The sequence below is a fragment of the Streptomyces sp. NPDC056160 genome (assembly GCF_042268205.1).
Lineage (GTDB): Bacteria > Actinomycetota > Actinomycetes > Streptomycetales > Streptomycetaceae > Streptomyces.
Map to the genome: position 1 here is coordinate 15,909 of NZ_JBHJUW010000012.1, position 12,689 is coordinate 28,597.

Genomic DNA, 12,689 nt, shown 5'->3' on the forward strand with positions numbered 1-12,689 from the left:
GCGGGAAGGCGGGGGCACTGCTCGGGACTGCTTCGCCGACCAGTGTCCCCCATGCGCGTCCCGGAGCGGTGCCGGGGCGGCTCAGACGTCCGTGAGCCGCAGCCCGGCGTGCGCCTTGTAGCGGCGGTTGACCGAGATCAGGTTGGCGACGAGCGACTCGACCTGGTGGGCGTTGCGCAGCCGCCCGGCGAAGATGCCGCGCATGCCGGGGATGCGGCCGGCCAGCGCCTGGACGGTCTCCACGTCGGCGCGCTCCTCGCCGAGGACCATCACGTCGGTGTCGATGCGCTCGGTCTCCGGGTCCTCAAGGAGCACGGCCGACAGGTGGTGGAATGCGGCGGTCACCCGCGAGTCGGGGAGCAGTGCGGCGGCCTGTTCGGCGGCGCTGCCCTCCTCGGGCGTGAGCGCGTAGGCGCCCTTCTTGTCGAAGCCGAGCGGGTTGACGCAGTCCACGACGAGCTTGCCGGCCAGTTCGCCGCGCAGCGCCTGGAGGGTCTTGCCGTGGCCCTCCCAGGGCACCGCGACGATCACGACGTCGCTGCGCCGTGCGGTCTCGGCGTTGTCGGCGCCCTCGACGCCGTGGCCGATCTCCTCGGCCGCGGCCCGCGCCCGCTCGGCGGCCCGGGAGCCGATGATCACCTTCTGGCCGGCCCGGGCGAACCGGTAGGCGAGGCCCTTGCCCTGCGGGCCGGTCCCGCCGAGCACGCCGACGACCAGCCCGGAGACGTCGGGGAGGTCCCAGGGGTCCTTGGCGGGGGCCTTCTGCGCCCTGCCTGCACTGTCGGTGGGGGTCGTAGAGGTCATGGGCCGACTCTACGTCCGCGGGGCGGCCCCCACCCGCCCGGGTGAGCCGCGTCACCGGCGTCCGGCCGGGGGTCCCCGGTGCGGGCGAATCCGGGCCGAACCGCACATCGGGCGGCGCCGTTTGGGGCACCATGCGCTCGTATGGACGCCGTACGGGTCGCGTTGCTGCGCGAAGTGCTCGCCGGGACCGAGTGGCTGGACGCCACCCGGCGGTTCGCCGGGGCGCTGCGGGGGTCCGTGGTGTCGCACGGGGGCGGGCTGCTCCTGGTGGGCACCCCTGATCACGAGCCGTGGCACCTGGCGGCCCACCTGGTGGACGAGGCCGCCTGGTCGGGCACGCCCGAACTGGCCCCGACCCTGGTACGGCACGGCGCGTGCCCCTCGGACCCTGCGCACCTCGCCGTCGGGCTCGGCCGGCTGGAGGCCGCCCGGCGCGGCGAGACCCTGCTCGTCGTGGCCCCCGAGGAGCCGGTGCCGCTGCTGGCCCGGGTGCACGAGGCCCGGCGGGCCGGGGCGACGGTGCTGGCCCTGGGCGCGGGCACCGGCGAACTGGCGGCGATGGCCCACGAGTCCCTGGCGGTGCCGGCCGGCGCCGAACTGGACCTGGACACCGTCCAGCACCTGGTCAGCGCGGCAGCCGGCGAGAACGCCCTGCCCGGCCCACGCGGTCGCGGCCGCTGGCGGGACCGTCTGTCGAAACTGGCGGAAACCCTCACGGCCCCGCCGCCCGCACGCTGGTAGCGCGGGGAGCGGACGGCGGCGCGGTGGGCAGGGGGGGTGACGGGTCCTGGCCGGGGTGGGGAGGGGCTGGGCCGGGAAGGGGCCTGGCGGCGATCCCTGCGGAAAACCGGTTGCCCCCGCCCGGTGCCCGCCCGAGCATGACCCGACGTGACCGACCACGTCCCCGCGCCTTCTTCGGCCCCCTCGGCCCCCTCGACCCCCTCGACCCCCTCGACCCCCTCGGCCCCCTCCCCCGCCACGCCCGTCACGGAGGCCTCCGCACCGCCCTTGGGGCTGCGGGCGCTGTTGCCCGATCTCGCTCCGTGGCGGGCCTCGCGGGACTTTCGCAGGTTGTGGGTGTCGGGGCTGGTCTCCAACTTCGGGACCTTCCTCACCTTCGTCGCGCTGCCCGTGCAGATGAAGGAGCTGACCGGCTCCGCGGCGGCGGTCGGGGCGATCGGGGCCGTCGAGCTGGTACCCCTGATCGTGTTCGGGCTCTACGGCGGGGCGCTCGCCGACGCGCTGGACAAGCGGCGGCTGATCCTTTGGACCGAGGCCGGGCTGGGCGTGCTCAGCGCCGGACTGCTGGCCGACGCGCTGCTGCCGCACCCGGCGGTGTGGCCGCTGTACGCGGTCGCCGCCCTTTCGTCCGCGCTGACCGCCGTGCAGCGGCCCGCGCTCGACGCGCTCTGGCCGCGGATCGTCGCCCACGACCACCTGCCCGCCGCGACCGCGCTGAACTCGCTGCGCTGGACGGTGGGGGGTGTGGCGGGACCGGCGGTGGCGGGCGTGATCGTGGCGTACGCGGGCCTCGCCCCGGCCTACGCGGCGGACCTGGCGACCTTCGCCGTCTCCCTCGTCCTCGTGGTCCGCATCGCCGCCCAGCCCGCCGCCCACGAGGCCGCGAAACCGTCGCTGCGGGCGATCGCCGAGGGCGCCCGGTACGCGTGGGGCCGCAAGGAACTGCTCGGGACGTACGCGGTGGACCTGGCCGCGATGTTCCTGGCGATGCCACTGGCGGTGCTGCCGTTCCTCGCGGACGAACTGCACGCCCGCTGGTCGCTGGGGATGATGTACGCGGCCGTGCCGCTGGGGTCCTTGCTGGTGAGCGTGACCAGCGGCTGGACCTCGCGGGTGCACCGGCACGGCCGGACGGTGGTGCTGGCGGCGCTGCTGTGGGGACTGGCCGTGGCCGCCGCCGGGGTCGCCGGCGACGTGTGGCTGGTGCTGCTGTGCCTCACCGTGGCGGGCGGGTGCGACATGGTGAGCGGGATCTTCCGCGGCGCCATGTGGAACCAGACCATCCCGGACGCGCTGCGCGGCCGGCTGGCCGGCATCGAACTGCTGTCGTACTCGGTGGGGCCGCAGCTGGGGCAGGTCCGCTCCGGTTCGGTCGCCGCCTGGTGGGGCGTACGGGCGTCCGTGTGGTCGGGCGGGGTGCTGTGCGCGGGCGCGGTGGGACTGCTGGCACTGTGCCTGCCGGGGCTGATGGCGTACGACGCCCGGACGAACGAGCACGCGGTACGGCTGCGCGCGGCCCGCACGACCCGCACGACCACAGCACAGTCACCCGCCTGATCGGCCGCGGCCGCCCCGAAACACCCGGCCGCCCGGCGGTGCCGACCCGCCCGACCAGCCCGGCGCCGTCCGTTCGGCCACGGGTGCGCCTCCCACGCCGTCCGTTCGGTCGGGCTCCCGCCCCGGGCCGACGGTCAACCCTGGGGCCCCGGCCGGTCCTCTTCCTGCTGTCCGCCGGACGTCGCGTCGTGCCAGCGGGGGTCGGTCTCCCACTGGAGGTTGCGTTCACGGGCGGTGTCCATCGCGTGCTGGGCCTCCTGCCGGGAGGCGTACGGGCCGAACCGGTCCTTGGCCGGGCACTCGGGGCCCTCCTCGACCTTCTGGTGCTCCAGACAGTAGAACCACTCCCCCGGCTTGCCCGCGGTGCGCTTCTTGAACAGGGCCATGACCAGCTCCTCTCGCCACCGACATGTTCCCCCATCGGCGCTCGATAGACTCACCGGCATGTCTGGCCAGTCGCTGCTCGTCCCCGGGGAGCTGTCCCCCGCCCGTTCCGTGCCCGGAAACATCCGCCGCCCCGAGTACGTCGGCAAGCCCGCGCCGAAGCCGTACACCGGGCCGGAGGTGCAGACCCCACAGACCGTCGAGGCGATGCGCGTCGCCGGGCGGATCGCCGCGCAGGCGATGGAGGAGGCGGCCAGGCACATCGCGCCGGGCGTGACCACGGACGAGCTGGACCGGGTGGCCCACGACTACATGTGCGACCACGGCGCCTACCCGTCCACGCTCGGCTACCGCGGCTTCCCCAAGTCGCTGTGCACCTCCGTCAACGAGGTGATCTGCCACGGCATCCCCGACTCGACGGTGCTGCGCGACGGCGACATCGTCAACCTGGACGTGACGGCGTACATCGGCGGTGTGCACGGCGACAACAACGCCACGTACCTCGTCGGTGACGTCGACGAGGAGAGCCGCCTGCTCGTGGAGCGCACCCGCGAGGCGCTGAACCGCGCGATCAAGGCGGTCCGGCCGGGCCGGCAGCTCAACGTCGTCGGCCGGGTCATCGAGTCGTACGCCAAGCGCTTCGGCTACGGCGTGGTCCGCGACTTCACCGGGCACGGCATCAGCACGTCCTTCCACTCCGGGCTGATCGTGCCGCACTACGACAGCCCGCACGCCACCACCGTCATGCGGCCCGGCATGACCTTCACCATCGAGCCGATGCTGACCCTCGGCACCATCGAGTACGACGTCTGGGACGACGGCTGGACCGTCGTCACCAAGGACCGCATGCGCACCGCCCAGTTCGAGCACACCCTGGTGGTCACGGAGACGGGCGCGGACATCCTGACGCTGCCGTAGGGACGTCGCTGCCGTAGCGCCTGGACAGGCTGCCGAAGAGCCCGGCGCGCGGGTCGCCGGGCCGTCCTGCCGCCCTGCCGCCCTGCCGTCAGCGTTCCAGGACCACGCGCCCGCCGACCTCCACCCACCCCTGTGGCTGAGGTGCCGTCAGGATCTGGGAACCCGCTCCCTGGGTGATGTTCAAAGCGCGGCCGAGCCGGGCCGTCAGCAGCAGGGCCGCCGCACCGGTCGCCTCGTCCTCGTCGATGCCGTCGTCGCGGCCGGGGAAGGCGCGGGCTCGGACCCGGCCGGCGGGTTCGTCCTCCCAGGACCATGCGTAGATCCACTCCCCCGGCGGCGGGACGGGGAGGTCGTCGACCTCGGCCGGGGTGGCGTACTGGCGCAGGGTGCGGGGCGGGGCCCACTCGGGGCGCGCCTCGATCCAGGTGAACTCGCCGTCCAGGCGGGTGCCGACCCGGCCGGCCGGGGTGAGCAGTTCCGGTACGTCCAGGAGCCAGGCGGTGCCGACGCAGGGGTGGCCGGCGAAGGGCAGGCGCAGGGTGGGGGTGTAGATGTCGAGGACGCCGCGCTCGGGGTCGTCGACGAACACCGTCTCGCTGAAGCCGAGTTCGGCGGCGAGCGCCTGGCGGTCGGCGCGGCCGGGGAGCAGGGTGCCCTCGCGGACCACGCCCAGTTCGTTGCCGTAGCCGCCGCGGGGTCCGCAGAAGACGCGGAGCACGTCGTAGTCAGTCACCGGGGAATTGAAGCATCACCGGGGCGGCGGCCCGCCACCATGCCGCCATTGCCCCCGCTTGACCATCCCTTGGCTTCTACTTTGCGATCCCGAGACCAAGCCGTGCCTGTGACCTTTCCGTGCGGGCCGGTGCGAGCTGAATCACGGACCGGGTGGGTATGAGTGAGGTAAGCCTCAGGTAAGTTAGGGCAGCCTCACCAACCATTCTCACCTGGAGCCTGCATGCGAGCCGTCCGACTCTCCGTCGTCACCGCCGCCGCCACCGCGGCCGCTCTGACCGCCGTGACGGCCTGCACCGCCAAGAGCGACGCCGCGGACGGCGAGGCGATCCAGGTGACCGCCGCGGACTCCACCTGCGAGACCTCCGCCAAGAGCGTCCCGGCCGGTCAGGTCACCCTCAAGATAGAGAACAAGGGGTCCCGGGCGACCGAGGTCGAGATCCTCTTCCCGGACGACCGAATCGTCTCCGAGAAGGAGAACATCGGCCCCGGCACCAAGTACACGCTGACCGCCGAGGTCAAGGCGGGCTCGTACGAGATCGCCTGCCGCCCGGGCATGAAGGGCCACGGCGTGCGGCAGAAGCTGACGGTCACCGGCAAGGGGACCACCGCCGCGCGCAACCCGGAGCTGGACAAGGCCGTCGCCGACTACCGCCAGTACGCGCAGGACCAGGCCGACGAGACCCTGCCCCGCGTCGAGGCGTTCGCGAAGGCCGTCAAGGCCGGGGACCTGGCCGCCGCCAAGAAGGCCTACGCCCCCTCGCGTCTGGGCTGGGAGCGCACCGAACCGGTCGCCGAGTCCTTCGGTGACATCGACCCCAAGGTCGACGTCCGCGAGGACGGCCTGGAGGACGGCCAGAAGTGGACCGGCTGGCACCGGCTGGAGAAGTCGCTGTTCGAGGGCGGGAAGATCGGCGCGGAGGAGAAGACCCTCGCCGACCGGCTCGTCATCGACCTCAAGGACTGGCAGAAGCGGGTCGGCACCGCCGAGATCACCCCGACCTCCATGGCCAACGGCGCCAAGGAACTCCTCGACGAGGTCGCCACCGGCAAGGTCACCGGCGAGGAGGACCGTTACGCCCACACGGACCTGGTCGACTTCAAGGGGAACGTCGAGGGCGCGCAGAAGGCGTACGACCTGCTCAAGCCGGTCGCCGCGAAGAACGGCCCGGCCCTGACGAAGGAACTCGACAAGCAGTTCGCCGCGCTGGACGCCCTCCTCGACGGCTACCGCACCAAGGGCACGGACAAGGCGCAGTACGACTTCGTCTCCTACGACAAGGTCGGCAAGGACGGCCGCAAGGCGCTGTCGGACGCGGTGAACGCACTCGCCGAGCCGCTGTCCAAGCTCGCCGCCACCGTGGTGAAGAAGTAGGGAGAGGGGCCATGGGACAGGAGCAGGATCAGGGCGCCGCGCCCTCCCGGCGCGCGCTGATCGGCTGGGGCGGGGCCGGGCTCGCGCTCGGCGCGGTCGCGGCCGGCGGCGCGGTGGCGATGGCGAAGAACGGGGACGGCGCGGACGCGTCCGGCACCGACGAGTCCGGCGCGGTGGAGTTCCACGGCGCCCACCAGGCGGGCATCGCCACGCCCGTCCAGGACCGGCTGCACTTCGCCGCGTTCGACGTGAAGACCGACGACCGCGCCGAGTTCGTGCAACTGCTGAAGGACTGGACGGCCGCCGCGCGCCGGATGACCGCGGGCAAGGCGGTCGGCGAGGGCGCGTACGGCGGGCTCGCCGAGGCGCCGCCGGACGACACCGGCGAGGCGCTGGGCCTGCCGCCCTCCCGGCTCACCCTCACCCTCGGCTTCGGGCCGTCGCTGTTCGAGAAGTTCGGGCTGAAGGAGAGGCGGCCGGCGGCCCTGGTGGACCTGCCCAAGTTCCCCGGCGACAACCTCGACAAGGCCCGCACCGGCGGGGACCTGTGCATCCAGGCCTGCGCCGACGACCCGCAGGTCGCCGTGCACGCCGTCCGCAACCTGGCCCGCATCGGCTTCGGCAAGGTCGCCATCCGCTGGTCCCAGCTCGGCTTCGGCAAGACCTCCTCGACCACTCCCGGCTCCCAGACCCCGCGCAACCTCTTCGGCTTCAAGGACGGCACCCGCAACATCGCCGGGACCGAGACGGACCGGCTGGAGAAGCACGTGTGGGCCGGGGACGGGGACGGCGGGGCGAAGGACGCCTGGATGAGCGGGGGTTCGTACCTCGTGGCCCGGCGCATCCGGATGAACATCGAGACCTGGGACCGGACCTCGCTGCAGGAGCAGGAGGACGTCTTCGGCCGGGACAAGGGCGAGGGCGCGCCGTCCGGCAAGGCCAAGGAGCACGACGAGCCGTTCCTGAAGGCGATGAAGCCCGACGCGCACGTCCGGCTCGCGCACCCCGACGCCAACGGCGGCATCACCATCCTGCGCCGGGGCTACTCCTTCACCGACGGCACCGACGGCCTGGGCCGCCTCGACGCCGGTCTGTTCTTCCTGGCCTACCAGCGCGACCCCCGCAAGGGTTTCATCCCGCTCCAGCGCAGGCTGGCCGCGCACGACGCGCTCAACGAGTACATCCAGCACGTGGGTTCGGCGGTCTTCGCGATCCCGCCCGGCGTCCGTGACGCGGGCGACTGGTGGGGCCGCACACTGCTGTCCGAGGAGGCGTAGGTCCGTGTTCTCCAACTATCTGATCGGTCTGCGCGAGGGGCTGGAGGCCAGCCTCGTCGTGTGCATCCTCATCGCCTATCTGGTCAAGACCGGCCGCAGGGACGCCCTGCGGCCGATCTGGACCGGCATCGGCATCGCGGTCGCCATCGCGATGGGCTTCGGTTGCGTCCTCGAATTCGGCTCCCAGGAGCTGACGTTCGAGGCGCAGGAGGCGCTGGGCGGCTCGCTGTCCGTCATCGCGGTCGGCCTGGTGACGTGGATGGTGTTCTGGATGCGGCGCACCGCCCGGCACCTGAAGTCCGAACTGCACGGCAAGCTGGACGCGGCCCTCGCGATGGGCACCGGCGCACTGGTCGCCACCGCGTTCCTGGCGGTGGGCCGCGAGGGCCTGGAGACCGCGCTGTTCGTGTGGGCGTCCGTGCACGCGGCCTCCGACGGCACCCCGCGCCCGCTGATCGGCGTGGCCCTCGGCATCGCCACCGCGGTCCTGCTCGGCTGGCTGTTCTACCGGGGCGCGCTGAAGATCAACCTGGCCAGGTTCTTCACCTGGACCGGCGCCATGCTGGTCGTGGTCGCGGCGGGCGTGCTCGCGTACGGCTTCCACGACCTCCAGGAGGCCGACTGGCTGCCGGGGCTGACGAACCTGGCCTTCGACATCAGCGACACCATTCCGCCGGACAGCTGGTACGGCACGCTCCTGAAGGGTGTGTTGAACTTCCAGCCCGACCCGACCGTCCTCCAGGTCACGGTGTGGCTGCTGTACCTGGTCCCGACACTCGCCGTGTTCTTCGCCCCGGTAGGGTTCGCCTCCGGGAAGGGGAAGGTGACGGTAGCTGATGAGCAGGGGTCGCGGCCCTCGAAGGCTTCGCAGGCTTGAGCGGACGGCCGTGCTGGCGGCCTCGGTGACCGCACTGGCGCTGACCGCCGGCGGGTGCGTGGTGGTGCACGGGGAGCGCGAGGTGCTCCCGGCCGCCACCCGGGCCGAGGCCGCGACGGCGCTGGCGCAGTTCACGTCCGCGTACAACAAGGCCGACAAGGCGTACGACAGTTCACTGGACGCCGCACACGTCACCGGCGCGCTCGGCGCGATCGACGGGGCCCGGCTGAAGGCGGGCCACGTCAACAGCCCGGCCGGCAACCCCGCGCACACGCCGCTGACGCTGACGGACGTGAAGTTCACGATTCCGAAGAAGGCCGGCTGGCCGCGCTGGTTCCTCGCCGACGCCAAGGGCAACAAGGGCGGCGGCGCGCGCTGGCTGCTGGTGTTCACGCGGCACGCGCTCACCGGGAACTGGCAGGTGGCGTACCTGACGCTGGTGGCCGACGGCCAGGTGCCGAAGTTCCGCGTGGACGCGGACGGCTGGGCCGAGGCCGTGCCCGCCGACTCCCCGGGCCTGGCCGCCGCGCCCGGCGGGCTGAGCCGGCAGTACGCGGCCTATCTGAAGGACGGCGGCGCTGCGTTCGCCGCCGGTGCGCACACCTCGGGCTGGCGCGCGCTGCGCGCGAAGAACGCGGTCCGGCCGGGCCTGGCCAACCAGTACATCGACGAGCCGCTGACCGGCGGCGACTACGCCCCGCTGGCGCTGCGCACGGCCGACGGCGGGGCGCTGGTGTTCTTCGCCACGCACCATTACCAGAAGCAGACAGCCGCCGCGGGTGCCTCGGTGCCCACCCCGAACAAGGGCGTACAGGCGCTCACCAAGGGGGAGATCAAGCAGTCGCTGACGATGGAGTTCGTCTCCAACGAGGTGGCGCTGGACCCGGCCGCGGGTGCGGGTGCGGCGGGCAGGAAGGTGTCGGTCGTGGGCCGCGTGCAGGGCATGACGTCCGCACAGGGCGGCTGAGGCACCGCGATCCGGTTCAGTGGTCCGAGGGCCCGCGGCCGGCTTCAGTGGCTCAGGGGCCAGGCCGCGTTCGTGTCGGTGGCGTCTCCCGCGGTGTGGCGGGCGCAGGCGTCGGTGAGGGCTTCCAGGAGCGTGAGGGGGTCCGGGAGGGGGTGTTCCGGGCCCTGGCCCGTGACCCAGCGCACGGCCCGGCCCGCGTCGCCGGGCAGCCGGGCCGGGGGAACGAGGACGTAGGAGCCGCGGCAGTGCCAGCGCAGCCCGGGGTGCTCGTCCATGGTCTCCGGGTGGCAGTCCAGCTCGCACGGCCACCACTCGTCCTCGTCCTCGGGGGTGCCCCGGGTGAGGGTGAAGAACAGCATGCGCCCGTCGTCGCTCTCCGCGACCGGGCCGACATCCACCCCGTGGGTCCGCAGCCGCTCCAGGGCCTCCTGCCCGGCCTCCAGCGGCACGTCGAGGACGTCGTGGGTCATGCCGGTGGCGGTGATGAAGTTCGCCTGCGGCTGGTGCCTGGCCCAGCGCTCGACCTGGGCGCGGTCGGTGGTGGACTGCGTCTGCCAGGCGAACGACACCGGGTGCCGGGCGGGGGTGGGACAGCCGACGCGGTCGCAGGAGCAGCCGTAGCCGGACCCCGGGTGCGCGGCGGGCGCGAGGGGCAGTCCCGCGCCGGCGGCGGCGACCAGCAGCGCCTCCCGGCCTCCGTCGCCGGGGGCCTCCTTCGGGCGGCGTCCGCGCAGCCACTGGGAGAGTTTGCCCTGCCGGCCGGTACGGCCGCCGAACTCCGCGCCGCTCATCTATCCCCTCGCCTCGCTGGTTGGACAGCATGCTCCGTGGTTCTCCATGGTCCCACCATCCTGCGCCTTCGGTGACCGGAGCCCGTATCCGGGGTGGGCGGGGTGAGGCCACGGCGCTCCGCGCGGGGCGGAGCACGGGGGCGCAGCGCGGGCGCAAAGGGCGCTGCGCCGGGGCTGCGCGGGGGCTCGGCATGGGTGCCGGGCGCGGGGCAGGCCGGAGGCGGGCCGGGTCTCGGCACGTGGGCTCGGCACCGGGGCTCGGCACGGACGCCGGGCGCGGGAGCGGGTCGGGGGCTCAGCGCGAGGGCTCGACGCAGGCGCTGGGCGCGGGAGCGGGCCGGGCTCGGCGCGGGTGCCCGGCGCGGGAGCGGGCGCAGAGGCGGGCCGGGGCTCGGTGCGGGGCGCTGTGCTCGGGTCCGGGGACTGGGCTCAGCGCGGGGCGAGGCCGTGCAGCGCGTAGTCGACGAGGGTGTCGGTGTACTCGTAGGAGAGGGGGCCGGTGTACTGGAGCCAGCGCTGGGCGAGCGGGGAGACGAAGAGTTCCAGGGCGATGCGCGGATCGACGTCGGGGCGTACGGCTCCGGCTTCCTGCGCGGAGCGCAGTCTGCGCACGTACAGCTGGAGCTGCGGCTCCAGCAGGCGGGCCACGAGTTGCCGGGCGAGCTGCTCGTTCACCAGTCCCTCGGCGGCGAGCGCGCGCGAGGGCGCCTCGAACTTCGGGTCGAGGAGTCCGTCGACGGTGGCGCGCAGCACGGCCTTCAGGTCGGCGGCGAGGTCGCCGGTGTCCGGGATGCTGCCCTGCGCCTCCCCCAGCTTCTCGCCGCTCTGCCGTGCGCCCTGCTCGGAGAGGTCGAGGAAGGCCTCCAGCAGGACGTCCGCCTTCGACGGCCACCACCGGTAGATGGTCTGCTTGCCGACCCCCGCCCGTGCGGCGATGCCCTCGATCGTGGTCCTCGGGTAGCCGGCCTCGGCGACGAGCGCGAGGGCGGCGTCGTAGATCGCGCGGCGGGACTTCTCACTGCGGCGGGCGGCGTCGGGGGCGGGCTTCTTGGCCATGGGCCGACGGTAGCAGGCACGTGAGACGGGCCGTCTCGCCAGTCGGCAGTAGCGGGATGACGGGCCGGACCGGCTCGCCGGTCGGCAGTAGTGGGATGACGGGACGGACCGGCTCGCCGGTCGGCAGTAGCGGGATGACGGGACGGTCCGGGCCGGTTCGCCGGTCGGTGGCAGGGGGGTCCTCTCACCGCGCGCGTGCCGCCTGTGCCACCCGCGCGGGCGAAGGCGGCCCCCCGGCCCGCGCGCGACGGCCGTGCCCGGCGCACCATGGCACCAAGCGACCCGGCCACCGAGCACGCAGGTACGACGTCCCTGTCCCTGTGGTATCTCCCCGAGGAGCCCGCCTTGGCCCGTACCCGCAGCGCCCGTCCCCGGCGCTATCTGATGTGCCCGCCCGCGCACTTCGCCGTCGGGTACTCCATCAACCCGTGGATGGACCCGGACAAGCCGGTCGACGCGCCGCTGGCGCTGGCCCAGTGGGAGCAGTTGCGCGAGGTGTACCGGTCCCTCGGCCACGCGGTGGAGGTGCTGGTCCCGCAGCCGGGGCTGCCGGACATGGTGTTCACGGCGGACGGCTCCCTGGTGGTGGACGGGCGGGTGTTCGGCGCCCGGTTCGCCCACGCGCAGCGGGAGCCGGAGGCCGAGGCGCACCTGCGGTGGTACGCCGAAAACGGCTTCGCGCACCTGCACGTGCCCGTGCACATCAACGAGGGCGAGGGCGACTTCACGGTCACCGCCTCCTGGGTGCTGGCCGGGCGGGGCTTTCGCACCAACCCGCTCGCGCACGGCGAGGCGCAGGAGTTCCTGGGCCGCCCGGTGGTCGGCCTGGAACTGGTCGACCCCCGCTTCTACCACCTCGGGCTAGCCCTCGCCGTCCTCGACGACGCGGCGGACGAGGTGGCGTACTACCCGGGCGCCTTCTCCCCCGGCAGCCGGGAGGTGCTGCGCCGGCTGTTCCCCGACGCCCTGGTGGCGACCGGGGAGGACGCCGCCGCGTTCGGTCTGAACGCCGTCTCCGACGGGCTGCACGTGGTGCTGCCGCAGGCGGCGGCGGGGCTGTGCGACGCGCTGCGGGAGCGCGGTTTCACAACGGTCGGCGTGGACCTGAGCGAGCTGCACAAGGGCGGCGGCGGGGTGAAGTGCTGCTCGCTGGAGCTGCGCGACTGAGGAGGGCCTGCGCGTACGGCCCGTCGGCCGGAGCTGCACCTGC

General features: G+C 73.6%; 13 protein-coding genes. 8 read left to right on the forward strand and 5 right to left on the reverse strand.

Features of this window, described 5'->3' with window-relative positions; translation table 11 throughout:
• Positions 1–81: 81 nt before the first annotated feature.
• Positions 82–804, reverse strand: a complete 723-nt coding sequence (gene npdG, locus ACFC02_RS06645) for an NADPH-dependent F420 reductase (protein ID WP_376353140.1) — start codon at positions 802–804, stop codon at positions 82–84.
• 141 nt (positions 805–945) lie between these two features.
• Between npdG and ACFC02_RS06650 the strand changes: the two genes are divergently transcribed.
• Both ACFC02_RS06650 and ACFC02_RS06655 read left to right on the forward strand, forming a co-directional pair.
• Positions 946–1,545 (forward strand): hypothetical protein, encoded by a 600-nt coding sequence (locus ACFC02_RS06650; RefSeq protein ID WP_376353142.1) that lies wholly within the window; start codon positions 946–948, stop codon positions 1,543–1,545.
• Positions 1,546–1,818: 273 nt separating this feature from the next.
• A complete protein-coding gene (locus tag ACFC02_RS06655) occupies positions 1,819–3,102 on the forward strand; it encodes an MFS transporter (protein ID WP_376353307.1) in 1,284 nt (427 codons plus the stop codon).
• A gap of 134 nt (positions 3,103–3,236) precedes the next feature.
• Here ACFC02_RS06655 and ACFC02_RS06660 read toward each other — a convergent pair whose 3' ends face one another.
• On the reverse strand, positions 3,237–3,488 hold the full coding sequence (locus tag ACFC02_RS06660) for a hypothetical protein (protein ID WP_376353144.1): 252 nt from the start codon (positions 3,486–3,488) through the stop codon (positions 3,237–3,239).
• Between the two features lie 58 nt (positions 3,489–3,546).
• Here ACFC02_RS06660 and map point away from each other — a divergent pair, with 58 nt between their 5' ends.
• The gene (gene map / locus ACFC02_RS06665) at positions 3,547–4,404 is read left to right on the forward strand and encodes a type I methionyl aminopeptidase (RefSeq protein ID WP_376353146.1); all 858 of its coding nucleotides are present in this window, start codon (positions 3,547–3,549) and stop codon (positions 4,402–4,404) included.
• A gap of 88 nt (positions 4,405–4,492) precedes the next feature.
• Here the strand turns inward: map and ACFC02_RS06670 are convergent, their stop codons facing one another.
• Positions 4,493–5,137 carry a PhzF family phenazine biosynthesis protein gene (locus ACFC02_RS06670; protein ID WP_376353149.1) on the reverse strand — a complete coding sequence of 215 codons (645 nt, stop codon included), beginning with the start codon at positions 5,135–5,137 and terminating at the stop codon, positions 4,493–4,495.
• A 222-nt stretch (positions 5,138–5,359) separates the two neighbouring features.
• Between ACFC02_RS06670 and efeO the strand changes: the two genes are divergently transcribed.
• The 4 genes from efeO to ACFC02_RS06690 are packed head-to-tail and all read left to right on the forward strand — an operon-like array spanning position 5,360 to position 9,632.
• A complete protein-coding gene (gene efeO / locus ACFC02_RS06675) occupies positions 5,360–6,511 on the forward strand; it encodes an iron uptake system protein EfeO (RefSeq protein ID WP_376353151.1) in 1,152 nt (383 codons plus the stop codon).
• An 11-nt stretch (positions 6,512–6,522) separates the two neighbouring features.
• Positions 6,523–7,788 (forward strand): iron uptake transporter deferrochelatase/peroxidase subunit, encoded by a 1,266-nt coding sequence (gene efeB / locus ACFC02_RS06680; RefSeq protein WP_376353154.1) that lies wholly within the window; start codon positions 6,523–6,525, stop codon positions 7,786–7,788.
• Positions 7,789–7,792: 4 nt separating this feature from the next.
• Complete coding sequence (gene efeU / locus ACFC02_RS06685) at positions 7,793–8,665, forward strand: iron uptake transporter permease EfeU (RefSeq protein ID WP_376353157.1); 873 nt, start codon at positions 7,793–7,795, stop codon at positions 8,663–8,665.
• Positions 8,625–9,632 carry a hypothetical protein gene (locus ACFC02_RS06690; protein ID WP_376353159.1) on the forward strand — a complete coding sequence of 336 codons (1,008 nt, stop codon included), beginning with the start codon at positions 8,625–8,627 and terminating at the stop codon, positions 9,630–9,632. Before efeU ends, ACFC02_RS06690 begins: the two co-directional genes overlap by 41 nt.
• A 44-nt stretch (positions 9,633–9,676) precedes the next feature.
• On the opposite strand, the gene ACFC02_RS06695 is transcribed toward ACFC02_RS06690, so the two are convergent.
• Together ACFC02_RS06695 and ACFC02_RS06700 are read right to left on the reverse strand one after the other, a co-directional pair.
• Positions 9,677–10,423 (reverse strand): bifunctional DNA primase/polymerase, encoded by a 747-nt coding sequence (locus ACFC02_RS06695; RefSeq protein WP_376353162.1) that lies wholly within the window; start codon positions 10,421–10,423, stop codon positions 9,677–9,679.
• Positions 10,424–10,852: 429 nt separating this feature from the next.
• Positions 10,853–11,479 carry a TetR/AcrR family transcriptional regulator gene (locus tag ACFC02_RS06700; protein WP_376353164.1) on the reverse strand — a complete coding sequence of 209 codons (627 nt, stop codon included), beginning with the start codon at positions 11,477–11,479 and terminating at the stop codon, positions 10,853–10,855.
• 267 nt (positions 11,480–11,746) lie between these two features.
• On the opposite strand from ACFC02_RS06700, the gene ddaH reads away from it, so the two are divergent.
• Positions 11,747–12,646, forward strand: coding sequence for a dimethylargininase (gene ddaH, locus ACFC02_RS06705; protein ID WP_376353167.1), 900 nt, complete (start codon positions 11,747–11,749; stop codon positions 12,644–12,646).
• The last annotated feature ends 43 nt before the right edge of the window (positions 12,647–12,689 follow it).

Excerpts from the sequence above, each read along its gene's own strand:
- ACFC02_RS06650 (WP_376353142.1), top strand. The coding sequence starts at position 946 with ATGGACGCCGTACGGGTCGCGTTGCTGCGCGAAGTGCTCGCCGGGACC.
- ACFC02_RS06695 (WP_376353162.1), bottom strand. The coding sequence starts at position 10,423 with ATGAGCGGCGCGGAGTTCGGCGGCCGTACCGGCCGGCAGGGCAAACTC.
- efeO (WP_376353151.1), top strand. The coding sequence starts at position 5,360 with ATGCGAGCCGTCCGACTCTCCGTCGTCACCGCCGCCGCCACCGCGGCC.
- npdG (WP_376353140.1), bottom strand. The coding sequence starts at position 804 with ATGACCTCTACGACCCCCACCGACAGTGCAGGCAGGGCGCAGAAGGCC.
- efeB (WP_376353154.1), top strand. The coding sequence starts at position 6,523 with ATGGGACAGGAGCAGGATCAGGGCGCCGCGCCCTCCCGGCGCGCGCTG.
- ddaH (WP_376353167.1), top strand. The coding sequence starts at position 11,747 with ATGGCACCAAGCGACCCGGCCACCGAGCACGCAGGTACGACGTCCCTG.
- map (WP_376353146.1), top strand. The coding sequence starts at position 3,547 with ATGTCTGGCCAGTCGCTGCTCGTCCCCGGGGAGCTGTCCCCCGCCCGT.
- ACFC02_RS06660 (WP_376353144.1), bottom strand. The coding sequence starts at position 3,488 with ATGGCCCTGTTCAAGAAGCGCACCGCGGGCAAGCCGGGGGAGTGGTTC.
- ACFC02_RS06700 (WP_376353164.1), bottom strand. The coding sequence starts at position 11,479 with ATGGCCAAGAAGCCCGCCCCCGACGCCGCCCGCCGCAGTGAGAAGTCC.
- ACFC02_RS06690 (WP_376353159.1), top strand. The coding sequence starts at position 8,625 with ATGAGCAGGGGTCGCGGCCCTCGAAGGCTTCGCAGGCTTGAGCGGACG.